The following is a 25,196-nucleotide window of genomic DNA, read 5'->3' as shown; positions in this document are numbered from 1 at the left end:
ACCTCACGCCTTCTTCGCCCGGCTCGGCGCGACCCGGGGCGGCTCGTTCGGCATCTTCGGGTACACCGGCGGCCACGGCGCGTCCATCAGCCCGTTCTTCAGGTCCGTTTCGGACATCTCCAGCAGCGGCTCGATCGACTGCGGCCGCTCCCCCGCCCCGGCCCACGGGTCGCCGCGCTCGGCCACCCTGGCCGGCACGGTGCTCAGCGTGAACGCGTCGGGCTCGACGCCGTCCAGCTCGTGCCACCCGATCGGCGTGGACACCTGGCCGCCCACCCGCGGCCGCACGCACCAGGTGCCGAACACGGTCTTGTGCGGCGCGTTCTGGTTGAAGTCGACGAACACGCGCGAGCCGCGTTCTTCCTTCCACCACTGCGCGGTGATCTTCTCCGGGTGCCGCCGCTCCAGGGCTCGCGCCAGCGCGACCGCCGCCGCCCGCACCTGGAAGCCGTCCCAGCGCGGCTCGAGCATCACGTACAGGTGCAACCCCCGCGAACCGGACGTCTTCAGGTGGCCTTCGATGCCGTGCTCGGCCAGGAACTCCCTGCTCAGCAGCGCGGCCTCGCGCAGCTCGTCGAACCCGATGCCGGGCGACGGGTCGAGGTCGACGCGCAGCTCGTCGGTGACCTCGGGGGTGTCCGCGAGGTAGGGCCAGACGTGGAAGCCGAGGCAGCCCAGGTTCACCGCCCACAGGATGTGGGCCAGGTCCTTCGCGACCAGCGCGTCGCTCGTCGTGCCGTTCGGTGTCGAGACGACCGTGGTGCTCAGCCAGGGCGGGGCGCCCTTCGGCACGCGTTTCTGGAACCAGTTCTTGCCGCCGGCGCCGTCCGGGTAGCGCTCCAGCAGCAGCGGGCGGCCGCCGAGCCGGGCCAGCAGCGGCCCGGAGACCGCGCGGTAGTACTCGACGAGGTCGAGCTTCGTCTGGCCGTGCTCGGGGAAGTAGACCTTGTCCGGGCTGGTGATCTTGACCTCGACGCCGTCGACGTCGAGCAGCATCGCCTCGCTCATCTCGCCTCCCCGAACAGCTTCGCGAGCTCGGCGGGCGGCGCCTCGTCGAGCTGGGCGTACGTGCACGACTCCGGGGTGCGGTCGGGCCGGAACCGGACCAGCCGCCCGCCGTGGCGGAACCGGCCGGCCTGCAGGTGCTCGTAGCGGACCTCCGCCACCCATTCGGGGCGCAGCGGTTCCCAGGTCAGCTCCTTCTGCGGCGCCCACCGGCTGTTCGCGCCCGGCCGGCGGCCCGGCTCCGGCTCGTACTCGGCCCAGGACCGCCACGGGTGGTTCTCCAGGGCGTTTTCGCGCAGCGGCGCCAGTTCTTCGACCAGTTCGGCCCGCCGGGCCTTGGTGAAGCTGCTGGCCACGCCGACGTGGTGCAGCACGCCCTCGTCGTCGAACAGCCCCAGCAGCAGCGAGCCGACGCCCGCGCCGTCCTTGTGCCAGCGGAACCCGGTGACGACGCAGTCGGCCGTGCGCTCGTGCTTGACCTTCAGCATGACGCGCTTGTCCTGCTCGTACGGCAGGTCGGCGGGCTTGGCCATGACGCCGTCGAAGCCCGCGCCCTCGAACCGGGTGAACCAGTCCTCGGCTTGGGCGGGGTCCTCGCTGAGCGGAGTCAGGTGGACGCGCTGCAGGCCCTCGGCCGCGGTCGAGAGAACGCTCTCCAGCCGCTTGCGCCGCTCTCGGAACGGCTCTGCGGTGAGGTCGGTGTCGCCGAGGGCGAGCAGGTCGAAGGCGATGAAGCTGGCCGGCGTCTCCTCGGCGAGCTTGCGCACGCGCGAGGCCGCCGGGTGCAGCCGCAGCTGCAGCACCTCGAAGTCCAGGCCCTGCGGCGTGACCAGCACGATCTCACCGTCGACCACGCACCGCGGCGGCAGCGCGGCGGCCAGCAGCTCGACCAGCTCGGGGAAGTAGCGGGTCAGCGGGCGGTCGTTGCGGGAGCCGAGCTCGATCTCGTCGCCATCGCGGAACACGATGCAGCGGAAGCCGTCCCACTTGGGCTCGTAGAGCAGCCCCGGGTCACGAGGCACCTCGTGCACGGCTTTCGCGAGCATCGGCCGCACGGGCGGCATCACGGGCAAGTCCACCGCGCGAGCTTAAAACACCGGTACGACAATTCCTTGAGAAGGAACGAGCAGGGCGTGATACACACTCCTTCGTGACCACCGAACGCCCCGAACCGCCGCTGGTCGGGGGCGAGCGCGAAATGCTGCGCACGTTCCTCGACTTCCACCGCGCCACCCTCGCCATGAAGTGCGACGGACTGTCCGACGAGGACCTGCGCCGCGCGTCGAGCCCGCCGTCCACGCTTTCGCTGCTCGGCCTGGTCCGGCACATGGCCGAGGTCGAGCGCACCTGGTTCCGGCGGGTGATCGACGCCGAGGACGTCCCGCTGCGGTGGTCGGCCGAGGGCGACTTCCAGGCGGCCTACGACGCGAGCACCTCGACGCGCGCGGAGGCGTTCGAGGCGTGGCAGACCGAGGTCGGGCACTCGCGCAAGATCGAGGAGGCGGCCGAGTCGCTGGACGTCACGGGACACCAGGCGCGCTGGGGCGAGGACGTCTCGCTGCGGCTGGTGATGCTGCACATGATCCACGAGTACGCCCGGCACAACGGCCACGCCGACTTCCTGCGCGAAGCCATCGACGGCGTCACGGGGGCCTGATGGACGTGCTCGCCTGGCTGCGCGGCTCCGACCCGGCCTTGCGCTGGCAGGTGGAGCGCGACCTGGCGGGCGAGCCGCCCCCGGTGTGGGAAGCGACGCGAGCCCGGGTCGCCACGGAGGGTTTCGGCGCGCGGCTGCTGGCGCTGCAGGATCCCGACGGCCAGTGGGCGGGCGGCGCGTTCTTCCCGACGGGCTTCAAGGGCGATGAGGCCCAGCCCTGGACGGCGACGACGTGGACGTTGAACTCGTTGCGCGAATGGGGCCTGGACGCCGCGGCCCTGCGGGGAACCGCCGCGTCGCTGGCCGCGAACTGCCGGTGGGAGTACGAAGGCCTGCCCTACTGGGACGGCGAGGTCGACTGCTGCATCAACGCCTGGACGCTGGCCAACGGGGTGTGGCTCGGCGCGGACGTCTCCGGGATCGCCGACTGGTTCGTCGCGCACCGGCTGCCGGACGGCGCGTGGAACTGCGAGTGGGTCGAAGGAGCGACGCGCTCGTCCGTCCACTCGACACTCAACTCGCTGAAGGGCCTGCTCGCGTTCGAGACCGCGACGGGCGGCACCGACGCTTCCCGCGCGGCGCGGCTGGCGGGCGAGGAGTACCTGCTGGAGCGCGGGCTGTTCCGGCGGCTGTCGACGGGTGAGCCGATCGCGCCGTGGGTGAGCGAGTTCTCGTACCCGATCCGCTGGTTCTACGACGTGCTCAACGCGGCTTCGTACTTCCGCGACGCCGGCCGGCGCGACCCGCGCATGGCGGAGGCGATCGAGCTGATCCGCTCGGCGCGGCAGCCGGACGGCACGTGGCTGCAGAGCGCGCGGCACACCGGCCGGGTGTGGTTCGAGGTGGACGTCCCGCCGGGTCAGCCGTCGAAGTGGCTGACGCTGTTCGCCACTCGCGTCCTGAACTGGTGGGACTCGCAGGCCGCCACCTGACCGCGGGCCCTCCGGACGTCATGAACGACCCTTTCACGCCGTCCCGGGGCGCGGAAGCTCCGCCAGTACCAGCCCGCTGCGCGGCTTCGGCGTGAAGTAGGTGGCCTTCCGCGGCATCCGGCGGCCGGCCGCGTGCACCGCGAGCACGTCCGCGTACCGCACCGGCGCGAGCAGGACCAGCGCGTCCGCGTCGGCCGGCACGGGCCGTCCGGCGGGCAGCGGCAGCACGCACGGCCCGTCCGGATCCACTCCGAGCGCCTCGGCGAACAGGACCCGCTCGACGATCTCGTGGTCGATCACCGGCCCCGGGCCCGGCTGCTCCGGCAGCGGTACCCGCAGCACGGCCGAGCCGGCCCGGACCACCACCTCGCCCGTGACGGGCACCGCGTGCTCGTCGTACCGGACGTCCAGGCCGGCCGCGCACCAGCGCGACACCAGGTCCTCCGGGCCGAGCCCGGTGCCCGTCAGGACCCGGTTGATCGCGCCGATCCGCAGCTGCGGGCCCGCGGTGACCAGGGCCAGCAGCGCCCCGTGCCCGGCCGCCGACGCCGCGGCCACGCGGTGGTTGCCGTCGGCGACCAGCAGATCGGTGGCGGCGACCGCGGCCAGCAGCCGGTTCTGCTGCGGGCCCGCCGACACCACCCACAGCTCGTGCCGCCGCCCGGCCGCGTCCGCGGTGGACAGATCGGGCAGGCCGAGGCCGGCGCAGGCCCGTTCGACCTGCTCGGTCAGCAGGTCGCCGCCGGCCGCCGGGACGAGCATCGCCGCGCTCGTCGCGCAGCCCAGTCCGGCCAGCACGGCCGCGCGCTCGGCCACGACGTCGGCGTAGACGTCCTCGGTGTGCCGGACGCGCGCGGCGCCGTCGTCGGTCACCGCGGCCGGGTCGACCAGGCACAGCAAGCCGAGCGCCACGCCGTCCGGCCCGTCGATCCGGTAGGGCGCGACGAACTCGCGCACCGGCCGGTAGAACCGTTTGCGGAGCCGTTCGAGCACGGCCCGAGCGACCGGGACCGCCGCGGTCAGGTCGAGCCCGCGCGCCAGCGCCGCGGGTGTGCGGGCCGGGTGCTGCACGGCCAGCAGGCTGTCCGCGGCACCCAGCGTGCCCAGCGCCGCGACGACGCGGTCGGGTTCGGCGAACTCGTCGACGTCGGGGCCGGGCACCGCGTCGCGGACCACCCACCCCTGACCGATCGGCCGGATCCAGTCGTTCATCGCACCCATCTTCCGCGCATCGCACTGTGACGGAAATTCACTGGGGTACCCAGTCCCCGGATGGAATGCTTAGGATTGCAAAGTAGTTGATCCCCGTCATGACTTCCCCGAGGAGCAGCCCGCCGATGACGATCCCCGCCGCCACCAGCGCGAAAGGGGTCGGCTTCCGGTCTGACCGCGGCCCGGTGCTGATCGCGGTCATGCTGAGCACCGGCCTGGTCGCCCTCGACAGCACGATCATCGCGACCGCCGTCCCGTCGGTGGTGCGCGACCTCGGCGGGTTTTCGCAGTTCCCGTGGCTGTTCTCGGTCTACCTGCTGACCCAGGCGGTCACCGTCCCGCTCTACGGCAAGTTCGCCGACGTGCTCGGCCGCCGTCCGGTGATGTTCTTCGGGATCGCGGCGTTCCTGGTCGGCTCGGTGCTGTGCGGCGCCGCGTGGAGCATGCCGGTGCTGATCGCGGCGCGCGCGGTGCAGGGCATCGGCGCCGGCGCGATCCAGCCGATGTCCATGACGGTGATCGGCGACCTCTACACGGTGGAGGAACGCGCCCGCGTGCAGGGCTACGTCGCGAGCGTCTGGGGCATGGCGTCGGTGGTCGGCCCGACGCTCGGCGGCGTGTTCGCGGAGTACCTGGACTGGCGCTGGATCTTCTTCATCAACCTGCCGCTGGGCGCGATCGCCGCGCTGATGCTGTTCCGCAACTTCTCCGAGCGCGTCGAGCGCAAGCCCCACAAGGTCGACTACACGGGCGCGGCGCTGCTGACGGTCGGCTGCTCGCTGGTGATCCTGGGCCTGCTCGAAGGCGGCGTCGCGTGGGCGTGGGGCTCGGTGCCGAGCGTGGCGATCTTCGTCACGGGCGCGGTGCTGCTCGTGGCGTTCGTGCTGGCGGAGAAGCGCGCCGCCGAGCCGGTGCTGCCGCTGTGGGTGTTCACCCGCCGGATCCTGGTGGGCGGCAACCTGCTGTCCGTGGTGGTCGGCGCGGTCCTGATGGGGCTGACGTCGTACCTGCCGACGTACGCCCAAGGGGTGCTCGGCGCGGGCGCGCTGGCCGCCGGGTTCGCGGTGGCGGCGTTGACGGTCGGCTGGCCGCTCTCGGCGTCCCTCGCGGGCAAGATCTACCTGCGCATCGGCTTCCGCGACACATCCCTGATCGGCACGGTGTTCGTCGTCGGCGGCGCCGTCCTGGTGGCGCTGCTCGACGCGTCGTCGTCGATCTGGTCGGCGGCGCTGGCGGCGTTCGTCCTGGGGTTGGGCCTGGGGATGACGTCGAGCCCGACGCTGGTGGCGGTCCAGTCGGTGGTGGGCTGGGACCGCCGCGGCGTGGTGACGGCCACGAACCTGTTCAGCAGGTCGTTGGGCAGCGCGGTGGGAGCGGCGGTCTTCGGCGCGATCGCGAACGCGACGTTGGCTTCGCGGTTCGCCTCACCGCCGGCGGAGGTGGCGGGCAAGTTGCCGCCGTCGGTGGACGCGACGAGCCTGGTCCTGGGCGGCCACACGGACAATTCCCCGGTGACGACGTTCGTGCGGGGCGCCTTGGCGGAGGCGACGCATTACGTGTTCGTCGGGCTTCTGGTGGTGGCGGCGGTTTCGGTCGTGGCGCTGCTGCTCATGCCGCGGAAGGCGGAGCAGCTGGAGTTCTGAGCGGCCCCGTCAGTGGTCGCTGCCGTAACAGACCGGTTCGCGGCGATCGCAGTTGATGTAGCCCTGGGTGTGGTGCCAGTAGTCGTACATGTCGAAGTTGACGTGCTCGACCCCGCCCGGGCGGTTCGCCGTCAGGCTGATCGTCCCGAACCACCAGGTGTAGTCCGCGCTCGGGCAGTATTGACCGCCCTGGGGCGGGTAATATCCGTCGTCGGTGACGACAGTGGAGCCCTGCCGACCGATGATCGTGAAATCGATGCACTCGCCGCCTTTGACGAACAGGGTGACTTCGGACAGCGTCACGGTTTTCAGCGAGGCCGACCAGCTCATCCCACCCTTGAGCGACCCGGCCGTGGCTCCCGTTCCGCCGCCGTGGACCACCGCGAGCGCGAACTTGACCGGCGAGGCGACGGCGGGCACGGCGGTCGCCGCCACGAGTGCCGCCGAGATGCCGAGGATCGTTCCGAGTCGTGCGAAGCGGCGCATCGTGGGAGTCCTTCCAGTCCGGGTGTGGTCGCGGTGGAAACGCGTACACCCGGCCGCGGGTTGATGCCCGCCGGACGGCTCACTCGATCGGCTCAGTTCTGCAGCGGCACCAGCTCGGCCTGGAACTTCTCCAGGAAGTCGTCGAAATCCCCGTGCCCGGGCCGGATCACGAACTTCGACAGCCCCGCCTCGATGTACTGCTCCACCAGCCGCCGGGCCTCGGCCCAGCTGGTCGCCACGAGGTCCGTCAGCGGGGCGCCGGGACTGCGCCGCGCCGCCATCGCCGCCAGCTCGTCCGGGATGCCCCGGTCCGCCACCAGCAGGCTCAACCCGAAGTGGTCCTCCTCGATCTCCCGGCCCGCCTCGGCCGCGGCGGCCTGGATCGCCACAACGGCTTCCCGCGCCTGCGACGGCGTGTGGAAACTCCCCAGCCACCCGTCGGCCAGCCGGCCCGTCCGGCGCAGGGCCGCCGGCGCCGAGCCGCCCAACCACACGTCGAGACGCTTCGCCGGCCGCGGCCCCAGCGACACGTCGGCGACCTCGAAAAAGGAGCCGGAGAACGACACGGAGTCCTCCTCCAGCAGCCGTCGCAACAGCACCAGCGACTCGTCGAACACCGCCGCGCGGCGCCCGGCCGGCACCGGGAACAGGTCGTGCTCGGCCGCGCGCGCGGGACGCAGCCCGAACACCGGGAGCACCCGCTTCGGCGCCAGGCCGGCCAGCGTCAGCAGCTGCTTGGCCACCAGCACCGGGTGCCGGCCGGGCAGGATCGCGACGCCGGTGCCGACCTTGAGCTTCGACGTCCGCGCGAGCGCGTGCGTCATGCCGATCATCGGGTCGACCTCGGGCGAATAGACCAGCTCGGACAGCCACAGCGAATCGACGCCGGCGCTCTCGAGCCGTTCCGCGAGGCCGGCGAACTCCGCCGGCCCGGTTCCCGCCGCCGGTGCGACACCCAGCCTGATCTTCAGCACACTGCCCCCTCGCGAGTCGGCCCCCGAAGACGACAACGCGCCGGCCGAAGGAACATTCCTCAGGCGGTCGCCGCGATCACCCGGGACAGCACGCCGTGGAGCGCCTCCAGTTCGGAGACCTCCATCCCGAGCGTCTCGACCACCTTGTACGGGATCTTCTCGGCCTCGGCCCGCAGCGCGCGCCCGGACTCCGTCAGCTCGACGATCAGCTGGCGCTCGTCGGCCCGGCTCCGGCTGCGCGTGACGTAGCCGAGCGCCTCCAGCCGCTTGAGCAGCGGGGACAGCGTCGCCGGCTCGTGCCTCAGCGACGCGCCCAGGTCCTTCACCGACCGCGGCGACCGTTCCCACAGCGCGAGCATCACCAGGTACTGCGGATGGGTCAGGCCGTACGGCTCCAGCAGCGGCCGGTAGATCGCGATCACGCTGCGCGAAGCCACCGACAGCGCGAAACACACCTGCCGGTCGAGCTTCAGCGGGTCCTCACCGAGGTCGATCATGGCGTGATCCTAACGTGGCCCACGAGACAATTAGTACACTAACTATTAGTGTACTCTAGACCCCATGGAACGACCTGGTGTGCTCCGCTGGTTCGGTTACGCCGTCGGCGTCAAACTGCCGGACCGCTTCAAGGACTGGGCTCTGCACGACGCGACGTCCAAGCACTGGCGCGCGCGGTACGTGCTCCAGCGGTCGGTCGGCATCGTGCCGCTCTGCGCGGTGTGGCTGCTGCTGCCCGGCTCGATCTGGCTGCGCCTTTCCCTGGTCCTCATGGCGGCGCTCGTCGCGTACTTCTACTCCTGCGCCTACATGGAGGAGAGCATCGAGCACCGGCTCGGCCGGCAGGGCTTCCCGCACCACACCGGCCGCCGCGTCCGCGCCGAAGCGGCCGAGGCGAAGAACGCCGAGGCGACGGCCCGCTACCTCGCGCGCTACCGGACCCCGTCGGAGGGTTAGCTACAGTCGGGGGACGATGAGACGCAAGCTCCAGCCCCCGATCCCGCCCCGCCACGGGCTGGAGGCCGCCCGGCTGAAACTGCCCGACGGCGAGTGGCCGACCCTGCTGGCCCACCTCGTCGACCGTCTCCCGCGGGTGACGCCGGACCGGATCGAGCAGATGCTGCGCGAGGAGCGCATCCACGGCACGGACGGCCCGCTCGGAGTCGACGAGCCGTACGCGCCCGGGTCGTTCATCTGGTTCCACCGTGACCTGCCGGACGAGGTGCCGGTGCCGTTCGAAATCCGCGTCGTGCACCGCGACGAGCACCTGCTGGTCGTCGACAAGCCGCACTTCCTGGCGACCATCCCGCGCGGGCAGCACATCCTCGAGACGGCGCTCGTGCGGCTGCGCCGCGACCTCGACCTGCCGTACCTCTCCCCCGCGCACCGCCTCGACCGGGTCACCGCCGGGCTGGTGATGTTCGTGATCACGCCGGAGCTGCGCGGGAAGTACCAGACGCTCTTCCGCGACCGGAAGGTCCACAAGGAGTACGAGGCGATCGCGCCGTACGACCCGGCGCTGGCGCTGCCCCGGACCGTGCGCAGCAGGATCGTCAAGGAACGCGGCGTGCTGGCCGCGCAGGAGGTCCCGGGCGAGCCGAACGCCGAGACGTACGTCGAGCTGGCCGGCCACCACGACGGCCTGGGCCGGTACCGCCTGGTGCCGTCGACCGGGCGGACGCACCAGCTGCGCGTGCACCTGAGCGGTCTCGGCATCCCGATCCTCGGCGACGACTTCTACCCCGAACTGCGGGAGAAACCCCTCGGCGACTTCACGAAACCCCTGCAGCTGCTGTCCCGGGTCCTCGCCTTCGACGACCCGGTCACCGGGACGCACCGCCGGTTCACCAGCGGCCGGCGGCTGGCCGCCCGCGACGGTCTCGACGCGTGGGCGGCGCCCCCGGCGTGACCCCGGGGACGCCGCCGGCGGCGTCACCTGTGCCAGAACTTGATCCCGCTCCACGTCACCGTGATCGGTCCCGCGCCGCTGGCCGTGCGGTAGCTGCCGAACTTGTCGTAGTAGCTGCCGCCCGGGCTCGAGATCGTCTGCTTCAGCGAACCGTTGAGGTACACCTTGTGCGAGCTGCCGACCTGGTTGATGGTGTTGACCCGCACCGCCGTGCCGACGGTCGCGCCGCTGCCCAGCGTCGCCCCGCCTTCGACGGCGTACATCCGGCCGCCCTTCTCGACGGCCAGCAGGAAGTACGGGCCGGCGCTCGAGCCGTCCCGGAACGTCTGCTTGAGGCTGATCCGGGAGCCGGTCATGCTGGTGATCTTGAAGGAACCCTCGAACTGGTGGGTCCCGCCGGAATACGTGGTGTACCGGCGTTCCGCCCGCTGGTCACCACTCGCCGTGGAGCACGTCAGCTTGAAGGTGAGCCCGGAGACGTCGCCGCATCCCCGCTCCTGCTCCGAGTAGCCGGGCGAATCCGATGTCCACGGGCCGGTCCCGACCTGGGCGTCCGCTGCCGGGGCGAATATCGCGAGCCCCGCCACGACCGCCACGACCGCCGTGAGCACGCCCGCGCCGCGAAGTCTGCGCACCGTCCGACCTCCTGTATCACTCGAGGCGGCGGTAGCGGGACACAGGTCCACCAGACCTTTGTCCGACGTGGCTGTGACTGTACGAGTCCGGACGGCCACGGACAAGACCCACTCTCGCGCCGCGCAGCGCGTCGGAAGTTTTCCGCGGCGCGCTGTCGAATCCGGTCGTCGCCGTTCGACACACTGGTGAACGCACGCAAGATCGCCCCAGGAGGACCCATGCGCACCCTGATCTCCACCTCGTTCGTCTCCCTCGACGGCGTCGTCGAAGCGCCCGGCGGCGAACCGGGCTACCGCAACTCCGGCTGGACCTTCAAGGACATCGAGTTCGACCCCGCCGCCTACGCCATCAAGGGCACCGAGCAGGAAGAGGCGACGGCGCTGCTGCTGGGGCGGGTCAGCTACGAGGCGTTCGCGCCGGTGTGGCCGGGCATGACCGTCGAGTTCGCGGGCTACAACGCGATGCCGAAGTACGTCGTGTCGACCACGCTCCAGGAGTCCGACCTCGTGACGAACTGGGGCGAGACGACCATCCTCCGGTCCCTGGACGACGTCGCCGCGCTCAAGGAGTCCGAGGGCGGGCCGATCATCGTCCACGGCAGCGCCGCGCTGAACCGCGCGCTCGCCGACGCCGGCCTGGTCGACCGCTACCACCTGCTGGTGTTCCCGGTCCTGCTCGGCGCGGGCAAGCGGCTGTTCGGCGAGACCGACAAGGACAAGCAGGCCCTGAAGCTCGTCGAGAGCGAGTCCTACGGCAACGGGATCCAGAAGCTCGTCTACGACGTGATTCACTAGAACAGGTGTTCGATCTTGGTGTAGGCTGAGGACCATGAACGCGGGTCTGCAGTCTTCCCTGTTCGGCACCGAGCGCGCGATCGCGCTGCGTCCGCTCGCGCCCGAGCGGACCGACCTCGGCTCCGGCGCGTGGGTCGACATCCAGCCGGGCTGGCTCGAGGGCGCCGACGAGCTGTTCGCGGCGCTGGTCGAGGGCGTGCCGTGGCAGGCGGAGAAGCGGAAGATGTACGACCGCGTCGTCGCCGTGCCGCGGCTGCTGAGCTACTACCGCGAGAGCGTGCCGCTCCCCCACCCGGCGCTGGTCGCGGCGCGGGACGCGCTGAGCAGGCACTACCTGCGGGAGCTGCGCGAGCCGTTCCGCACGGCGGGCCTGTGCTACTACCGCGACGGCCGCGACAGCGTGGCCTGGCACGGCGACCGCATCGGCCGCGGAGCCCGCGAGGACACGATGATCGCGATCCTCTCGGTCGGCGCGGCCCGCACCCTGGCGCTGCGCCCGCGAGGCGGCGGCGGCAAGACGCTGGCGCGGCCGCTGGGGCACGGGGACCTCCTGGTGATGGGCGGGAGCTGCCAGCGGACCTGGGAGCACTCGGTCCCGAAGACGGCCAAGCCGGTCGGGCCGCGCATCAGCATCCAGTTCCGGCCCCGCGGAGTGAACTGACCCCACATTCACGTGACCCGAGCCGGATCTCGCGTGATCGAGCACGGAACTCCCCCGGATGGCCGAGTTACGCTCGAATCACGCGAGTTCCGGCTCCGATCACGCGGGACCCGGCCTCAGTCACCCGAGTCACGGCTTCGCTCAGGCGATTCCGGGTTCGATTCGGTTTCGCCACCGGACCGGCACGGTAAGTCCACAGAGGACCGTTCCGAACCTCCGTAGGATGGCCGGGTGCACACCCTCGCCGAACCGCCCCTCTTCGCCCGGCTCCGTCCCGCGCGCCGGGTTCTCATCGCCGGCGCGGGCGGCGGCTTCGACGTCTACGCCGGACTTCCCCTCGCCGTGGCCCTGAAAGCCCAGGGCAAGGATGTCCACCTGGCGAACCTCGCCTTCAGCGACCTGAACCGGCTCGACCTCGACGACTGGCTCTCCCCCGACGTCGCCGCCGTGCACCCCGGCAGCGCGGGCGACGACGCCTACTTCCCGGAACGGACCCTCGCGCGGTGGCTCGGCACCCAGGGCTGGCCGTCCGTCGTGCACGCCTTCCCGCGCACCGGCGCCCGGCCGCTGCGCGATGCCTACGAGTACCTCGTGGCCCACCTGGGCGTGGACACCGTCGTCCTCGTCGACGGCGGCACCGACATCCTCCTGCGCGGCGACGAAGCCGGCCTCGGCACGCCCGAAGAGGACATGGCCAGCCTCGCCGCCGTCGCCGCGCTCGAAGGCGTCGATCGGCTCGTCGTCAGCCTCGGCTTCGGCATCGACGCCTTCCACGGCGTCTGCCACGCGCACGTCCTGGAGAACCTCGCCGCCCTCGACCGGGCCGGCGGGTACCTGGGTGCCCTGTCCATCCCGTCCGGCTCCGCGGAAGCCGCGACCTACCTGGACGCCGTCGCCGACGCGCAGCGCGCGACCCCGGACCGGCCGAGCATCGTGCAGGGCCAGATCGCCGCCGCGCTGCGGGGCGAGTTCGGCGACGCCCAGTTCACCCCGCGCACCGCGGGCAGCGAGCTGTTCGTGAACCCGCTGATGGGCGTCTACTTCAGCGCCGACCTGGCGATCCTGGCCGGCAGCGTCGGCTACCTCGCCGAACTCGAGGACACGAACACCATCGTGGACGTCGCCCTGGCCATCGAAGCCCACCGCGACCGCGTCGAGCGACGGCCACGGCGGGCGATCCCGCACTGACGCTTCAGTCCACCAGCACCGGCAGCTCGTCCAGACCGTACACAATGGACACCTTGCGGAAGGAAAGCTCTTCCGCCGGCACCGCCAGCCGCAGGTTCGGGAAACGGCGGACCAGCGCCGGGTACGCCGTGCGCAGCTCCATCCGGGCCAGCTCGGCGCCGATGCAGCGGTGGATGCCGTAGCTGAAGGCCAGGTGCGACGTCGGCTCGCGGGCGGCGTCGAACTTCTCCATGTCCGCGCCCAGCTTCGGATCGCGGTCCGCGGCCGACAGCGATACGAGCACGATGTCGCCCTCGCTGATCCGCACGCCGCCGATCTCCATGTCCTCCTTGGCGAACCGCGGGAACGCCATCTGCACCACCGTCAGGTAGCGCAGCAGTTCCTCGACGAACCGGTGCACGGACTGCTCGTCGCCGCGGACCGCTTCGAACGCCTTCTCGTCGCGCAGCAGCACCAGCGCGCCGAGCGCGAGCATGCTGGCCGTGGTTTCCAGGCCGCCGGTGAGCACGCCGTCGGCGAGCCCGGCCAGCTCGCGGTCGGAGATCTCGTCGCCGTGTTCCTTGATCAGCATGCCGAGCAGGCCGTCGCCGGGCTCTTCGCGCTGCTTCCTCACGATGTCGAGCAGGTAGGTCAGCGACTCCGACATCGCGCCGAGCGACGCACTCGCGCCGCCGAACAGGTCGAAGCGCGCGGTGCCCAGCCGCTGGAAGTCCTCGCGGTCCTCGTAGGACACGCCGAGCAGTTCACAGATGGTCAGCGACGGGATCGGCAGCGCGAACGCCTGCCACAGGTCGACCGGGCCCTCGGTCTTGGCCATCGCGTCGAGCTGCTCGGCGACGATCTCGTCGATGCGCGGGGTCAGCCGGTTGAGCCGGCGCATGGTGAACTCCGGCGTGAGCAGCTTGCGCAGCCGGGTGTGCACCGGCGGGTCCGCGAAGCCGAGCCCGCCCGGGTTCTGGTCCTCGGTCACCCCGGCGTTGCCGACGAGGTTGGTGAAGTCGGTGGAGAACTCCGTCACCTTGCCGAGCACGGCCTTCGCTTCGTCGTACCCCGTGACCAGCCAGGCGTTCATCCCGAACGGCAGATCGAGCTTGCTGATCGGCGCCTCGGCCCGGATCGCGCCGATCTCGGCGACCGGATCGAGGCTGTCGCGCCGGAGCGGCAGCAGCGCCGCGTCGGGCAGGAAGGATGACATCTTCTCGAGGTCGAAGCCCTTTTTCGACTGCCGCGCGAGATACCGACGCCCGACCCAGCCCAGGACCCGTGAGCGGAGACTCCCCATGCATCCGACAGTACCGCACTAGCCCGATCGGGTGAGGCACGGCGAGACGGGACTCACCTGCGGTGGGTGGTCGAGCACCCATCGATCTTCGAGGACGACGGACGGCTCACACGCGCGCGCGGCGCGGACGCCGTCGCGATCTTCCGCGCCTCCGACCTCGACCCGGCCGGAGCCCGGCCCGGACGCTGCTCGAAACGTGGGGCACCGGAGGCGAGACGGGCATTCGTGCGTGCGGGTCGCGGTGGAAGGCTGGTGGCCGCGCTGATCGAGCCCGTCCGCGCCACCGGCGACGCCTCCGCCCGGCCGTCGTGCCTGCACGCCCCGGGGTCCGAGGTCTTCTCGGCCGCGCTGACGACGACGGACGCCGGCGAGCTGGTCTGCTTCCGTGGCGGCCGGACGCGGTTCGGGATGGGACTCGGAGAGGCTACGACTCCACCGAGCGGTGCCGCGGCCCGTTGCCCACGGTCTACCGGTGACCACCCGGCGGGAGCTCCCGGTTCTCGGTGATCAGCCCGTGCTCGCTCGCCACGTAGTGGAAGTACGGCCGCCCGAGGTCGTCGGAACCCGCGAACGACGTGCGCGAACGGCCGTCGGCTTCGGTGTTGACGCCGTTCGTGCGAGCCAGCACGCCGGATGAGCTCAGCCACTCGCTGGACGCGCGGACCGGCCACCACGCCCGGCCGTCGCCCGTGAGGTCGCCCAGGGTCTTCGTCATCTCGGCCGCACCGGAGATCCGCAGGTTTTGGTCGTCGGTGATGTTCGCCGTCGCGTCGGTGGTCAGCGGGTAGGACCACGTGTGCCGGGCGGCCGAGCGCACCCGTCCGTCCACAGTGGACGTCGACGTCTGCTGTCCCGAGTCGCCCTGCACGACGTGCTGGGTGAAGCCGCCGCCGGTGATGTCGTCGCTGTTGCGGTAGTCGCGCGTGCGCTCGACGCGGGTGTACACGCGCCCCGCGGAAGTGTCGACGTAGCCCGCGGTCACGTCGTGGCGCTTCGCCGTCACCTTGACGTTCACGCCGCCGGCGATGTCCTTCACCGCCGTCTGCCGCACGGGCGCCGCCGCGACGTCGTGCTGGGTCAGGGCGCCGGATGTCTGCGCGGCTTTTTTGTCGGTGTAGAGCAGTAGGGTCGGCACGACGGTGAATTCACCGCCGATGTCCGGGAACGAGAAGGAGAGATCGTGCGCACCGCCGTCCACGAGCCGGCCCGCGAACGGCGTGATGTCGTAGGTTTCGGCGTGCAGGCTGAAGGTGTCGATCGCGACGATCGGCCGCCACAGCTGCGGCACGATCCCGCCGGAATAGATGTGCGGGAAGGTGAACGCGCTGCCGGCCGGTGTCCCGTCGAGCGCGAAGTTCGCCTCGCGGTACGGCCCCTTGCCGCAGAGCCCGGCCGCCGGGTACTTCGCCGACACCGCGTCCGGCACGTCGTCGAACCACTGCTCGTCGCAGGCATGCCCTTCGAGCGTCACCTCGAGGTAGGCGCGCGTGATGTTGCGCGGCAGGTCCTTCGCGGTGAAGTGCACGGTGGGCGCCGCGGGGGTCGCGTCGGCGTGCCCGAAACCGGCGACGTGGTCGGCGGTACTGGGCGCGGGGTGCTTGCGGTCGGCCTGGTAGTAGGTGAGCGTCACGGTCTGTGCGTAGACACCGGTGTAGATCGGCGAGTTGTAGTTCTCGATGCCGCCGTGGAACGGCTGCGGCGTGCGCAGCAGCGCGGCGTACGGCGTCAGGTCCTTGTCGAAGTGGTAGGTGATCGGGCGGGTGCCCTCGCCGCTGGGCTCCTCGGTCGTTCCCCACCAGACCTCGGTCGCGCCGATCCGCAGGTCGCCGATCCGGTCGTACTGCCGGCCGCTGACGGTCACGGTCTGGTCCATCACGACCTTCGCCCACGGGCCGGGGCACGCCTTCGGCGGCGTGAGCGTGCCTTCGTAGAACTGCGGGGTGCCGTCGGCGGCGTTGGAACGGAAGGCATCGGCGAGGGTCACCGTGCAGTGCGGGGTGTCCGGCCGGGTGACCGCGGGCGCCGCCGTCACGGGATTGTCGGTGCTGCCCTCGACAATGGTCCCGGAAGAAGGGGGCGCGGCCGCGGCGACCGCCCCGGAAAGCACCGACGCGACCACGACGGACAGGACGATCGTGAAGATCCGCACCCCGACTCCTCCCAGCGGCAGGCTCACCGCTGCGCAGCCTAGTGCGGTAATCGTGCGACGAACGGCGGGAAAGCGTGAGAGGCTCGGCACCGGAATCGGGAGGAACCGGACATGACAGCCGCGCTCATCGGGCGGGCGCACCCCGCCGCCGCGCTGCGGGCCGAACTCGACCGCGCCGTGGCGAGCCACGGCGGCCTGGTCCTGGTCACCGGCGAGGCCGGGATCGGCAAGACCACGCTCGTCACCGGGCTGGCCGACGACGCCCGCCGGCGCGGCGCCCTGGTGCTCGCCGGCGCCTGCTGGGACTCCGACAGCGCGCCCGGGTACTGGCCGTGGGTCCAGGTGGTGCGCGCGCTGCGGCGTGAGCTGCCGGAAGAGGAGTGGGCGCGGGCCGACACGGCGACGCTGTCGGCGCTGCTCGGCGAGTCGGCGGGCGCGCCGGCCGAAGACGGCTTCCGGCTGCACGACGCGGTCACGACCGCGCTGGCCGCGGCGACGCACGACCGCCCGGTCGTCGTGGTGCTCGACGACCTGCACTGGGCCGACGCGGCGTCGCTGCGGCTGCTGGAGTTCGCCGCCCGGCACACCTGGTTCGAGCGGCTGCTGCTCGTCGGCGCGTACCGCGACGTCGAGGTCGACGCGCCCGGTCACCCGCTGCGCGAGCTCGTCCTGCCGCTGGTGGCGAAGGCGACCACGGTGACGCTGACGGGGCTCGGGCCGGCCGAGGTGGCCGAGCTGATGAGCCGCACCGCCGGCACCGAGCCGGATCCCGCGCTGGCCGCCGAGGTGCACCTGCGGACCGGCGGCAACCCGTTCTTCGTCGAGCAGACCGCGCGGCTCTGGCACAGCGGCAGCCCGGTGTCGGCCGTCGCGCCCGGAGTCCGGGATGCGTTGCAGCGGCGGCTTTCCCTGCTGCCGGCCCCGGTCACCCGGTTGCTGACCGACGCCGCGGTGCTGGGCCGGGAGTTCCACCGCCGGATCCTCGCGGCGCTGACCGGGGCACCGGTCCCGGAGGTCGACCAGCTGCTGGCCCGCGCGGCCGCGGCGCGGCTGGTGACCGCGCTCGGTGACGGCCGGTTCGCCTTCGCCCACGACCTCGTGCGGGAGTCGCGCTACGCCGAGCTGGGCCCGGCCGAGGTCCGGCGAAGACACGCCGCGGTCGTCCACGCGCTCGACGCGGCGCCCGACCTGGTGCCGCTCGTGTTCGCGGCCGACCGTGCCCGGCACGCGTACCTCGCCGGCGACGAGGTCGAGCCCGCGCGCGCCGCCGGGCTGCTGGTGGCCGCGGCGCGGGACGCGAGCGCGCGGTTGGCGAACGAAGAGTCCGTCGGTCACTACCGGCGGGCGCTGGAACGGGCGGCCGAGCCACGGCAGCGGGTGGTGGTCGCGCTCGACCTCGGCACCATGCTGAGCCGCTGCGGAGACGACGAAGAGGCGTGGCGCGTCTTCGACGAGGCGGTGGCGCTGGTGCGCGAGCTCGACGACGACGCGCTGCTGGCGCGGGCCGCGCTCACCCTGTCCCGCACCGCGCCGACCGGGGCGCGCCTCGACCTGACGTCGGATCTGCTGGTCACGGCGCACGAACGGTTGGCGGGGAAGCCGGCGGAGCCGCTGTCGCTCGACCGCGTCACGCTGGAGCTGGCGGCGCGGGCCGCGGTGCTGGCCCGCGACGGCGCCGACGACCAGGAGCTGTCGTTCACGCTGTGGGCGCGCCACGACCTGCTCTGGGGTCCGGGCAGCGCGCGGGAGCGGGAGCGGCTGACCGACGAGCTGGCCGTGCTGGCGCGGCGGACGGGCGATCGCGAGAACGAGTACTTCGCGTCGTCGCTCAAGTGGGTCGCGCTGCTGGAGCAGGGCGACCCGCGCTACCTCGACCAGTTCCGGGCGTTCCAGGCGCTGACGGCCGGCAGCGGCCTGCGCGGCGCCGAGTTCGCGGCGCTGCTGGACCGCAGCATCGTCGGTGCGCTGCGCGGCCGGTTCGCCGAGGCGCACGCGGACCTGGACCGCGTCGAGGCGGCGTACGGCCACGAGTTCGGCGGCTACATGGTGGAGCAGGTGCGCTGGAGCTACCTGCTGCTGCAGGGCCGGTTCGACGACCTGGCGGCGCACACCGCGCGGCTGGCCGCCGGCGACCACCCGCACCCGGATCTGCTGGCGGCACTGGCGGCGGTCCAGCGAGGGGACGCGACCCACGCGGTGGCCGGGCCGTTCTCCCGCGAGTTCGCCCCGATGTGGCTGCGTCACCAGGCCCAGGCGGCCGCCCTGACCGGGGATCGTGCGCGGTGTGAGCAGGTCCTGGCCGAGCTGACGCCGTACTCCGGCGAGTGGCTGGTGGCGTTGTACGGCTGCGAGTTCAGCGGGCCGGTGGACCTCTGGGCCGGTCTCCTCGAAGCCGCCCTCGGCCGCCGGGATCCGGCGATCGAGCGGCTGACCACCGCGGCGGCCTCGGCGGACCGGCTGCGCCTGCGCCCGTGGGCGGCGGAGATCCGCGCCCGCCTGGCGACGGTACTCGCCGAGCGCGACGCCCCCGGCGACGCGGAGCGGGCCGCAGCGTTGACGGCGGCGGTCCGCGCGGAGGCGTCGGAGCTGGGCATGCCGCACCTCGTTGCGCCGCCACCGGTTCCGGCGAACGAGTTCCGCCGCACGGACGAGGTGTGGACGCTGCGGTTCGCGGGCCGCGAGGTCCGGGTGCCGGACGCGAAAGGCTTGCGAGACCTGCACCTCCTGCTCGGTTCGCCCGGTGCCGAGATCCCGGCGGTCCGCCTGCTCGCACCGGAAGGCGGCGAGACGGTGGTGGCGGCGCGGCGTCTGGGCGGCGACCCGGTCCTCGACGAGACGGCGAAGTCGGCGTACCGCCGCCGCCTCGACCACCTCGACGCGGAGATCGACGACGCCACGTCCCTCGGCAACGACAGGCTGGCGGCGAAGCTGGACCGCGAACGCGAGGCGCTGCTGGCGGAGCTGCGAACGGCCGCCGGACTGGGCGGCCGGACCCGCCGCCTCGGCGACGAGGCGGAGCGAGCCCGCAAAGCGGTGACGGCCCGCATCCGCGACACGCTCCGCAAGCTGGCGGACTCCCACCCACAGCTGGCCGAGCACCTCAACGAGAGGGTGACCACCGGTTCGTCGTGCCGCTACGCCCCGGAGCCCGACATCCGCTGGCGGCTGTGAAGCCGTAACAGCCGCGGCCCGCGGGCGACCCACTTGCCATGACGATGACCGACCTGGCCCCCTTGGCGCTCCCGGAGTGGGCGGTTCCCACGGTGTCCCGCCGGCAGGCGGTCGAGGAGCATCGCATCCCCATCCAGGCCGAGTGGTGGCACACGCAACTCGACCGGCGGAGCCTGCCCGGTGACCGGCCGACCGGGCCGACCTCGACGCGCGCCGAAGTGTGGGCGCCGGCCGGTGACGTGTTCACTTTGCTGTGGCGCACGCTGGCCTGGGGTGCCGGCTCGCACCTGCGCCAGAACGCGCGGCGGCTGGACAGCATCGCGGCCGACGTCCCCGCCGCCCGGGCGCTGTTGACCGAGGCCGCGGTGGTCTCGCGAGTCGACCCGGCGCGCGCCTTCGAACTCCTGCGCCCCGGGCGGCTGAACAGGTTCCGGTCCTTCGGCCCGTCGTTCTTCACGAAGTTCCTGTACTTCGCCGGCGGCGGCGCGCCGGACCACCCGTGCCTCATCCTCGACCGCGTGGTCGCGACCGCGTTGCGCGACCACTGCGGGTGGGACTCGCTGCACCGCACCGGGCCCTGGCCGGCGGTGACCTACGAGCGGTACTGCACCCTGCTCGCCCGCTGGGCCCGGACCGCCGGCCTCGCTGCCGACGAACTCGAGTTCACGCTCTTCGACCACGGTCACTTGCGGTTGTAGAGCCGCATCGTCAACGTCCCGAACACCGCCACCAGCACCACCGAAGCGCCCAGCGTGATCAGTACCGCCGGCACGTCCCACGCGCCCGCCATCGTCGAGCGCACTCCCGTCACCAGGTGCGAGATCGGGTTGAGGTCCACGAACACCTGCAGCCACCCCGGCATCGTCTCCGGGCTCACGTAGATGTTCGACAGGAACGTCAGCGGGAAGATCACCATCATGCTGACCCCCATCACCGATTTCTCGCTGCGCAGCAGCAGCCCGAACATCGTCCACACCCACGAGAACGCGAACGAGAACACCAGCAGCAGCGCCACCCCCGCCGCGACGCCGAGGAACCCGCCGCCCGGGCGGAAGCCCAGCACCAGGCCGACCAGCATGATCACCACCGACGCGATCAGGTAGCGCAGCACGTCCCCCAGCAGGTAGCCCACCATCGCCGACGGGCGCCAGATCGGGAGGGTGCGGAAGCGGTCGAACACGCCCTTCTCGATGTCGGTGTTGACCGCGATCCCCGTGTACATCGTGATCATCACGACGCTGCTCGCGAGGATGCCGGGCAGGAAGAACTGCAGGTACTCCCCCGGCGAACCGGCCAGTGCGCCGCCGAAGAGGTACGTGAACATCAGCGTCATCATGATCGGGAACGCCGTCACGTCGAACAGCTGCTCGGGCACGTGCTTGATCTTCAGCACCGCCCGCCAGCCGAACGTGAACGACGTCGAGAGCGCGCCCGGGCGGGGAGGCCGGTGGGTCGCGACGAGCACCGCCGCCAGGTCTTCGGGCTTCGGTGCGGCGAGTTCGGTTTCCTTGACCGCGGTGGCGCTCACGCTGCTTCCTCTCCGCTCGCGGTGTGGTCGGTCAGGGCCAGGAAGACCTCGTCGAGGCTGGGCTGGCCGAGTGAGAACGTGTCGACGGTGATCCCGGCGGCCGCCAGCTCGGCCAGCGCGCGGGCGGACTGCTCCGCGGCCGCCACGTCGCCGGCCGCGGCGGTGAGCCTCGCCGTGAGCGCCACCGGATCGGGCTCGCGCTGGACGGCGGCGTCGACCACCCGGGACAGCACGCTCTCGGCGGCCTCGCGCTGCGCGGCGTCGCGCAGCCGCAGGTGGATCGCGCCCGCGCCGACCGACGCCTTCAGCTCCCCCTGGGTGCCTTCGGCGATCACGCGGCCGTGGTCGATCACCGCGATCCGCGACGCCAGCTGGTCGGCCTCGTCGAGGTACTGCGTGGTCAGCAGCACGGTCGTTCCCTGCGCGACGATCGCGCGCACGATGTCCCAGACCTGGTTGCGGCTGCGTGGATCCAGCCCGGTCGTGGGCTCGTCGAGGAACAGCAGGTCGGGCGTGTTGAGGATGCTCGCGGTGATGTCGAGCCGCCGCCGCATGCCGCCGGAGTACTGCTTGACCGGTTTGCCGGCGGCTTCGGTGAGGCCGAAGGCCGCCAGCAGCTGCGCGGCGCGGTCGCGCGCCGCCTGCCGGGTGTGGCCGAGCAGGCGGCCCAGCAGCACCAGGTTCTCGGCACCGGTCAGGTCTTCGTCCACCGACGCGTACTGCCCGGTGAGGCTGACCCGGCCGCGGACGGCGTCGGCGTCGCGGACGACGTCACGGCCGAACACGCGGGCCTCGCCGCCGTCCGGGCGGAGCAGGGTGGCGAGCATCCGGACGGTCGTGGTCTTGCCGGCGCCGTTGGGTCCGAGGACGCCGTAGACGGTGCCGGCGGGCACCACGAGGTCGACACCGTCGACGGCCCGGGTGTCGCCGAAAACCTTGACGAGCCCGGAGGTTTCGATCGCGGGTGAGGTCATCTGCGGTCCTTTCACGCGCAGTAGGGGCGGGTCCGGCGGGCGTCGCGCAGCGCGAGCCCCCACCAGGTGAGTTCGTCGAGCAGGGCCGGCACGCGTTCGTCGTCGAACGACGGCGCGAGCAGGTCCAGGGAAACCGCGTCGCGCATCGTCACGGTGTGCAGCTCCAGGAAGACCTCCCGCAGCTGTTCGACGGCGTGGCGGCCGCGGGCGCGGTAGCCGTAGGAGACGAAGCCGACCGGTTTCGCGTGCCACTCGTCGTAGGCGAAGTCGATCGCCTGCTTGAGCGGCCCGGGAAAGCTGTGGTTGTACTCGGGTGTCACGACGACGTACGCCTCCGCCCGGGCGATGCGCTCCCGGAACCGGGTCAGCCCCGGCGTCGGCTCCGCCGGGTACGCCGCCGGGAGGTCCGCCTCGGCGAGGTCGACCGGGTCGAGGTCGAGCCCCGCCCGCCGGGCCGCCGTCGCCGTGAACCAGCCGCCGACGCGCGCGCCGGCCCTGCCTTCGCGGGTGCTGCCGATCAGCACCACCACCCGCAGCGGCCCACCGTCCATTCCGGCCTCCTCTCGCCCGCTACCCGGAAGGCGCGAGACGCGCTGCCAGATCGAATCTGGCTGAAACGTTTCATCCGCGTGGTAGGCTCGCGCTTTCTCTGCGAGGGGGTGCTTTGGTCGGCATCAAGGACGTCGCCAAGCGGGCCGGCGTCTCGATCGGCACGGTGTCCAATGTGGTCAACCGGCCGCACGTGGTCGCGGTGGCCACCCGGAACCGGGTGCTGTCGGTGATCGAAGAGCTCGGCTACGTCCGCGACGAATCGGCGCGGCAGCTGCGCGCCGGCCGCAGCCGGATCATGGGGCTGCTCGTGCTCGACCTCGGCAACCCGTTCTTCGTGGACGTCGCCCGCGGCGCCGAGCAGGCCGCGCATGCCGAAGGCCTCAACATCATCACCTGCAACAGCGGCCAGCGGTCCGACCTCGAGGCGTCCTACCTGGCCATGTTCGCCGAGCAACGGGTGCGCGGCGTGCTGCTGAGCCCGGTCGCGACGTCCGGCGAGGCCCTACGCGCGTTCCGCCGCAGCGGCACGCCGTACGTGTTCGTCGACCGGAAGGCGCCGACGTCGGAGGCGAGCTCGGTCGCGGTGGACGACATCGCGGGCGGCGCCCTCGCGGCCCGCCACCTGCTGGAAACCGGGCACCACAACATCGCGTTCGTCAACGGTCCCGCCATCCTCGCCCAGTGCCGCGACCGCGAGCAGGGCGTCCGCACAGCGCTGGCGGGGTCGGCGGCGGAGCTGACGGTGCTGGAGGCGATCGGCCTCGACGTCTCGTCCGGCCGGGACGCGGGCGCCCGCCTGCTGGGCATGAGCCCCCGCCCGACGGCGGTGTTCTGCGCGAACGACCTGCTGGCACTGGGCGTGCTGCAGGCGATGGTCGGCGCGGGCGTGCGCATCCCCGAGGAGATGGCGATCGTGGGCTACGACGACATCGAGTTCGCCGGCGCGGCGGCGGTGCCGCTGACCTCGGTCCGCCAGCCGGCCCAGCGCCTCGGCCGCACGGCGGCGGAGCTGCTGCTCGCGGAGACGGCGGACACCACAGTGGAGCACCAAGCCGTGGTGTTCACGCCGGAACTGGTCGTCCGCGAGTCGACCCGGGTGCGTCGCTGAGCGTGACCGACGTCGCCGGAAAATAGTTTGGCTTGCTCACGACTTTTCGGCACACTGCCGATCATGGGGCTTCGCGCGTGATCGACAGGTGGGCGCGGCTGCAGGCCGTCGCGGTGTCCGGTTCCTCCGCCGAAGGGCTGATGCTCGCCGCGCTTCCGCTGCTCGCCGTCTCGCTCACCACCGATCCGCGTGAGATCTCGCTGATCAACATCGCCGGGCAGGCGCCGTGGCTGCTGCTCTCCCTCTTCGCCGGCGTGCTCATCGATCGCGTGCGGCGGACCGCCGTGCTCGCCTGGGCGTATGCCGTCCAGGTCGGAGCCGCGGTCGTGCTCGCCGCCGTCGCCTCCGCCGGGCTGCTCAGCCTGCCCGTACTGCTCGTCGTCGCCTTCGTCGTCACGTCCGCGCAGGTCCTCGGGGACGGCGCCAGCGGGGCGCTCGTGCCCGAGCTCGTCGAGCCCGACCGGCTCGCCCACGCCAACGCGCGCCTCACCGTCATCGACCGGGGTGTCGTGCAGTTCGTCGTCCCGCCGCTGACCGGCTTCCTCGTCGTGGTCAGCGCCGGGGCTCCCGCCTGGCTGGCCGCCGCCTGCGCGTTGCTCGCCCTGTTCCTGACCCGGCGCATCCCGTCGGCGTCGGTGGTGGCCGCGCGGACCCATCCGCTGCGGGACCTGTCGGCCGGGCTCACGCACCTGGTCCGGACGCCGCTGCTGCGGTCGATCACGATCAACGTCGCGCTGGGCTCGTTCGCCGCCAGTGCCAGTAACTCGATGCTCGTGCTGTACGCGACGCAGATCCTGCACGTGGGCTCGGTCGGTTACGGCCTGCTGCTCGCCTGCCTCGCGGTCGGCTGGGTGGCGTCGTCGTTCGTGGTGCAGAAGGTCGTCGACCGGCTCGGGTACTCGTGGTCGATGCGGTGGGCGCAGAGCCTCGGCGCGGTGGCGCCGCTGCTGCTGGCCGTGCTGCCGCCGTGGCCGCCGCTGATCGGCGTGGTGCTGGTCTTCCTGACCTCGACGGTGCTGGTCTGGAACGTCTGCTCGCAGTCCAGCCGCCAGCGCTTCACGCCGGCGCCGCTGCTCGGCCGGGTGCTGACCAGCCACCGCGCGCTGGCTTGGGGCCTGACCCCGCTCGGCGCGCTGACCGGCGGCCTGGTCGCGGCGCACTGGAGCCTGCGGGGCGTCTGGGTGGTGGTCGCGGCGATCCAGGCGTTCAGCGCGGTGCTGGTGTGGATCCAGCTGTCCCCGGAAGCCTTCCGCCGCACCGAACTCGCGACGGCCGAGGCCGCCCGGGCTTGATACCGGGTGGCGCACCGGGTCGGGGCACCGGCGCGCCACCCGGAGG

Annotated in this window: 24 protein-coding genes; 12 read left to right on the top strand and 12 right to left on the bottom strand. The window is 72.1% G+C overall.

Features of this window, described 5'->3' with window-relative positions; all coding sequences use genetic code 11:
- Window positions 1-3: 3 nt before the first annotated feature.
- Together ligD and ACZ4TR_RS30085 are read right to left on the bottom strand one after the other, a co-directional pair.
- A complete protein-coding gene (gene ligD / locus ACZ4TR_RS30090; protein ID WP_465290531.1) occupies window positions 4-1,008 on the bottom strand; it encodes a non-homologous end-joining DNA ligase in 1,005 nt (334 codons plus the stop codon).
- Window positions 1,005-2,084 carry an ATP-dependent DNA ligase gene (locus ACZ4TR_RS30085; RefSeq protein WP_465290529.1) on the bottom strand — a complete coding sequence of 360 codons (1,080 nt, stop codon included), beginning with the start codon at window positions 2,082-2,084 and terminating at the stop codon, window positions 1,005-1,007. Before ACZ4TR_RS30085 ends, ligD begins: the two co-directional genes overlap by 4 nt.
- Window positions 2,085-2,155: 71 nt before the next feature.
- Here ACZ4TR_RS30085 and ACZ4TR_RS30080 point away from each other — a divergent pair, with 71 nt between their 5' ends.
- Both ACZ4TR_RS30080 and ACZ4TR_RS30075 read left to right on the top strand, forming a co-directional pair.
- The gene (locus ACZ4TR_RS30080; RefSeq protein ID WP_465290527.1) at window positions 2,156-2,662 is read left to right on the top strand and encodes a DinB family protein; all 507 of its coding nucleotides are present in this window, start codon (window positions 2,156-2,158) and stop codon (window positions 2,660-2,662) included.
- A complete protein-coding gene (locus ACZ4TR_RS30075; RefSeq protein WP_465290525.1) occupies window positions 2,662-3,594 on the top strand; it encodes a squalene cyclase in 933 nt (310 codons plus the stop codon). The genes ACZ4TR_RS30080 and ACZ4TR_RS30075 overlap by 1 nt, the downstream gene beginning before the upstream one ends.
- Window positions 3,595-3,627: 33 nt before the next feature.
- On the opposite strand, the gene ACZ4TR_RS30070 is transcribed toward ACZ4TR_RS30075, so the two are convergent.
- Entirely contained in the window at window positions 3,628-4,806 is a 1,179-nt protein-coding gene (locus ACZ4TR_RS30070; protein WP_465290523.1) for a DUF1015 family protein, read from the bottom strand.
- Between the two features lie 125 nt (window positions 4,807-4,931).
- Between ACZ4TR_RS30070 and ACZ4TR_RS30065 the strand changes: the two genes are divergently transcribed.
- Complete coding sequence (locus tag ACZ4TR_RS30065; protein WP_364519902.1) at window positions 4,932-6,449, top strand: MDR family MFS transporter; 1,518 nt, start codon at window positions 4,932-4,934, stop codon at window positions 6,447-6,449.
- A gap of 9 nt (window positions 6,450-6,458) precedes the next feature.
- Here ACZ4TR_RS30065 and ACZ4TR_RS30060 read toward each other — a convergent pair whose 3' ends face one another.
- The 3 genes from ACZ4TR_RS30060 to ACZ4TR_RS30050 form a co-directional block, all read right to left on the bottom strand.
- The gene (locus ACZ4TR_RS30060) at window positions 6,459-6,935 is read right to left on the bottom strand and encodes a hypothetical protein (protein ID WP_465290521.1); all 477 of its coding nucleotides are present in this window, start codon (window positions 6,933-6,935) and stop codon (window positions 6,459-6,461) included.
- Between the two features lie 92 nt (window positions 6,936-7,027).
- Window positions 7,028-7,909: a TIGR03854 family LLM class F420-dependent oxidoreductase gene (locus tag ACZ4TR_RS30055; RefSeq protein WP_465290519.1), complete on the bottom strand. Its 882-nt coding sequence runs from the start codon at window positions 7,907-7,909 to the stop codon at window positions 7,028-7,030.
- A gap of 59 nt (window positions 7,910-7,968) precedes the next feature.
- A complete protein-coding gene (locus ACZ4TR_RS30050) occupies window positions 7,969-8,406 on the bottom strand; it encodes a MarR family winged helix-turn-helix transcriptional regulator (RefSeq protein ID WP_284745634.1) in 438 nt (145 codons plus the stop codon).
- Window positions 8,407-8,485: 79 nt separating this feature from the next.
- Between ACZ4TR_RS30050 and ACZ4TR_RS30045 the strand changes: the two genes are divergently transcribed.
- Both ACZ4TR_RS30045 and ACZ4TR_RS30040 read left to right on the top strand, forming a co-directional pair.
- Complete coding sequence (locus tag ACZ4TR_RS30045; RefSeq protein WP_465290725.1) at window positions 8,486-8,863, top strand: DUF5313 domain-containing protein; 378 nt, start codon at window positions 8,486-8,488, stop codon at window positions 8,861-8,863.
- 16 nt (window positions 8,864-8,879) lie between these two features.
- Window positions 8,880-9,815: an RluA family pseudouridine synthase gene (locus tag ACZ4TR_RS30040; protein WP_465290517.1), complete on the top strand. Its 936-nt coding sequence runs from the start codon at window positions 8,880-8,882 to the stop codon at window positions 9,813-9,815.
- A gap of 23 nt (window positions 9,816-9,838) precedes the next feature.
- Here the strand turns inward: ACZ4TR_RS30040 and ACZ4TR_RS30035 are convergent, their stop codons facing one another.
- Window positions 9,839-10,450, bottom strand: a complete 612-nt coding sequence (locus tag ACZ4TR_RS30035) for a hypothetical protein (RefSeq protein ID WP_465290515.1) — start codon at window positions 10,448-10,450, stop codon at window positions 9,839-9,841.
- 219 nt (window positions 10,451-10,669) lie between these two features.
- Between ACZ4TR_RS30035 and ACZ4TR_RS30030 the strand changes: the two genes are divergently transcribed.
- The 3 genes from ACZ4TR_RS30030 to ACZ4TR_RS30020 all read left to right on the top strand — a co-directional run bounded on the left by ACZ4TR_RS30030 (window position 10,670) and on the right by ACZ4TR_RS30020 (window position 13,094).
- Complete coding sequence (locus ACZ4TR_RS30030) at window positions 10,670-11,245, top strand: dihydrofolate reductase family protein (RefSeq protein WP_465290513.1); 576 nt, start codon at window positions 10,670-10,672, stop codon at window positions 11,243-11,245.
- Window positions 11,246-11,279: 34 nt separating this feature from the next.
- Window positions 11,280-11,906 carry an alpha-ketoglutarate-dependent dioxygenase AlkB gene (locus ACZ4TR_RS30025; protein ID WP_364519890.1) on the top strand — a complete coding sequence of 209 codons (627 nt, stop codon included), beginning with the start codon at window positions 11,280-11,282 and terminating at the stop codon, window positions 11,904-11,906.
- A gap of 231 nt (window positions 11,907-12,137) precedes the next feature.
- Window positions 12,138-13,094 (top strand): DUF1152 domain-containing protein, encoded by a 957-nt coding sequence (locus ACZ4TR_RS30020; RefSeq protein ID WP_465290511.1) that lies wholly within the window; start codon window positions 12,138-12,140, stop codon window positions 13,092-13,094.
- Between the two features lie 4 nt (window positions 13,095-13,098).
- On the opposite strand, the gene ACZ4TR_RS30015 is transcribed toward ACZ4TR_RS30020, so the two are convergent.
- Window positions 13,099-14,376 (bottom strand): cytochrome P450, encoded by a 1,278-nt coding sequence (locus tag ACZ4TR_RS30015; RefSeq protein WP_465290509.1) that lies wholly within the window; start codon window positions 14,374-14,376, stop codon window positions 13,099-13,101.
- 466 nt (window positions 14,377-14,842) lie between these two features.
- Complete coding sequence (locus ACZ4TR_RS30010) at window positions 14,843-16,525, bottom strand: peptide-N4-asparagine amidase (protein ID WP_465290723.1); 1,683 nt, start codon at window positions 16,523-16,525, stop codon at window positions 14,843-14,845.
- Window positions 16,526-16,636: 111 nt separating this feature from the next.
- On the opposite strand from ACZ4TR_RS30010, the gene ACZ4TR_RS30005 reads away from it, so the two are divergent.
- Both ACZ4TR_RS30005 and ACZ4TR_RS30000 read left to right on the top strand, forming a co-directional pair.
- Complete coding sequence (locus ACZ4TR_RS30005) at window positions 16,637-19,696, top strand: ATP-binding protein (protein ID WP_465290508.1); 3,060 nt, start codon at window positions 16,637-16,639, stop codon at window positions 19,694-19,696.
- Window positions 19,697-19,734: 38 nt separating this feature from the next.
- A complete protein-coding gene (locus ACZ4TR_RS30000; RefSeq protein WP_465290507.1) occupies window positions 19,735-20,394 on the top strand; it encodes an 8-oxoguanine DNA glycosylase OGG fold protein in 660 nt (219 codons plus the stop codon).
- On the opposite strand, the gene ACZ4TR_RS29995 is transcribed toward ACZ4TR_RS30000, so the two are convergent.
- From ACZ4TR_RS29995 to ACZ4TR_RS29985, 3 genes are read right to left on the bottom strand one after another with little or no spacing between them, the layout of a single operon-like run.
- Complete coding sequence (locus ACZ4TR_RS29995; RefSeq protein ID WP_465290505.1) at window positions 20,379-21,224, bottom strand: ABC transporter permease; 846 nt, start codon at window positions 21,222-21,224, stop codon at window positions 20,379-20,381. The genes ACZ4TR_RS30000 and ACZ4TR_RS29995 overlap by 16 nt on opposite strands.
- Window positions 21,221-22,198 (bottom strand): ATP-binding cassette domain-containing protein, encoded by a 978-nt coding sequence (locus ACZ4TR_RS29990; protein ID WP_465290503.1) that lies wholly within the window; start codon window positions 22,196-22,198, stop codon window positions 21,221-21,223. The genes ACZ4TR_RS29995 and ACZ4TR_RS29990 overlap by 4 nt, the downstream gene beginning before the upstream one ends.
- A gap of 11 nt (window positions 22,199-22,209) precedes the next feature.
- On the bottom strand, window positions 22,210-22,749 hold the full coding sequence (locus tag ACZ4TR_RS29985) for an NADPH-dependent FMN reductase (protein ID WP_465290501.1): 540 nt from the start codon (window positions 22,747-22,749) through the stop codon (window positions 22,210-22,212).
- A gap of 113 nt (window positions 22,750-22,862) precedes the next feature.
- Here ACZ4TR_RS29985 and ACZ4TR_RS29980 point away from each other — a divergent pair, with 113 nt between their 5' ends.
- Both ACZ4TR_RS29980 and ACZ4TR_RS29975 read left to right on the top strand, forming a co-directional pair.
- Entirely contained in the window at window positions 22,863-23,858 is a 996-nt protein-coding gene (locus tag ACZ4TR_RS29980; protein WP_465290499.1) for a LacI family DNA-binding transcriptional regulator, read from the top strand.
- A gap of 77 nt (window positions 23,859-23,935) precedes the next feature.
- Complete coding sequence (locus ACZ4TR_RS29975) at window positions 23,936-25,150, top strand: MFS transporter (RefSeq protein WP_465290497.1); 1,215 nt, start codon at window positions 23,936-23,938, stop codon at window positions 25,148-25,150.
- The last annotated feature ends 46 nt before the right edge of the window (window positions 25,151-25,196 follow it).

The organism is Amycolatopsis sp. NPDC028719, from assembly GCF_055565395.1.
Note: the sequence above shows the minus strand (reverse complement) of the source record. Positions and strands in the feature narration are given on the sequence as shown.

Coding starts and splice junctions, on each gene's coding strand:
- ligD (WP_465290531.1), bottom strand. CDS start 1,008: ATGAGCGAGGCGATGCTGCTCGACGTCGACGGCGTCGAGGTCAAGATC.
- ACZ4TR_RS30075 (WP_465290525.1), top strand. CDS start 2,662: ATGGACGTGCTCGCCTGGCTGCGCGGCTCCGACCCGGCCTTGCGCTGG.
- ACZ4TR_RS30070 (WP_465290523.1), bottom strand. CDS start 4,806: ATGAACGACTGGATCCGGCCGATCGGTCAGGGGTGGGTGGTCCGCGAC.
- ACZ4TR_RS30065 (WP_364519902.1), top strand. CDS start 4,932: ATGACGATCCCCGCCGCCACCAGCGCGAAAGGGGTCGGCTTCCGGTCT.
- ACZ4TR_RS30060 (WP_465290521.1), bottom strand. CDS start 6,935: ATGCGCCGCTTCGCACGACTCGGAACGATCCTCGGCATCTCGGCGGCA.
- ACZ4TR_RS30050 (WP_284745634.1), bottom strand. CDS start 8,406: ATGATCGACCTCGGTGAGGACCCGCTGAAGCTCGACCGGCAGGTGTGT.
- ACZ4TR_RS30040 (WP_465290517.1), top strand. CDS start 8,880: ATGAGACGCAAGCTCCAGCCCCCGATCCCGCCCCGCCACGGGCTGGAG.
- ACZ4TR_RS30030 (WP_465290513.1), top strand. CDS start 10,670: ATGCGCACCCTGATCTCCACCTCGTTCGTCTCCCTCGACGGCGTCGTC.
- ACZ4TR_RS30025 (WP_364519890.1), top strand. CDS start 11,280: ATGAACGCGGGTCTGCAGTCTTCCCTGTTCGGCACCGAGCGCGCGATC.
- ACZ4TR_RS30015 (WP_465290509.1), bottom strand. CDS start 14,376: ATGGGGAGTCTCCGCTCACGGGTCCTGGGCTGGGTCGGGCGTCGGTAT.
- ACZ4TR_RS30005 (WP_465290508.1), top strand. CDS start 16,637: ATGACAGCCGCGCTCATCGGGCGGGCGCACCCCGCCGCCGCGCTGCGG.
- ACZ4TR_RS30000 (WP_465290507.1), top strand. CDS start 19,735: ATGACGATGACCGACCTGGCCCCCTTGGCGCTCCCGGAGTGGGCGGTT.
- ACZ4TR_RS29990 (WP_465290503.1), bottom strand. CDS start 22,198: ATGACCTCACCCGCGATCGAAACCTCCGGGCTCGTCAAGGTTTTCGGC.
- ACZ4TR_RS29985 (WP_465290501.1), bottom strand. CDS start 22,749: ATGGACGGTGGGCCGCTGCGGGTGGTGGTGCTGATCGGCAGCACCCGC.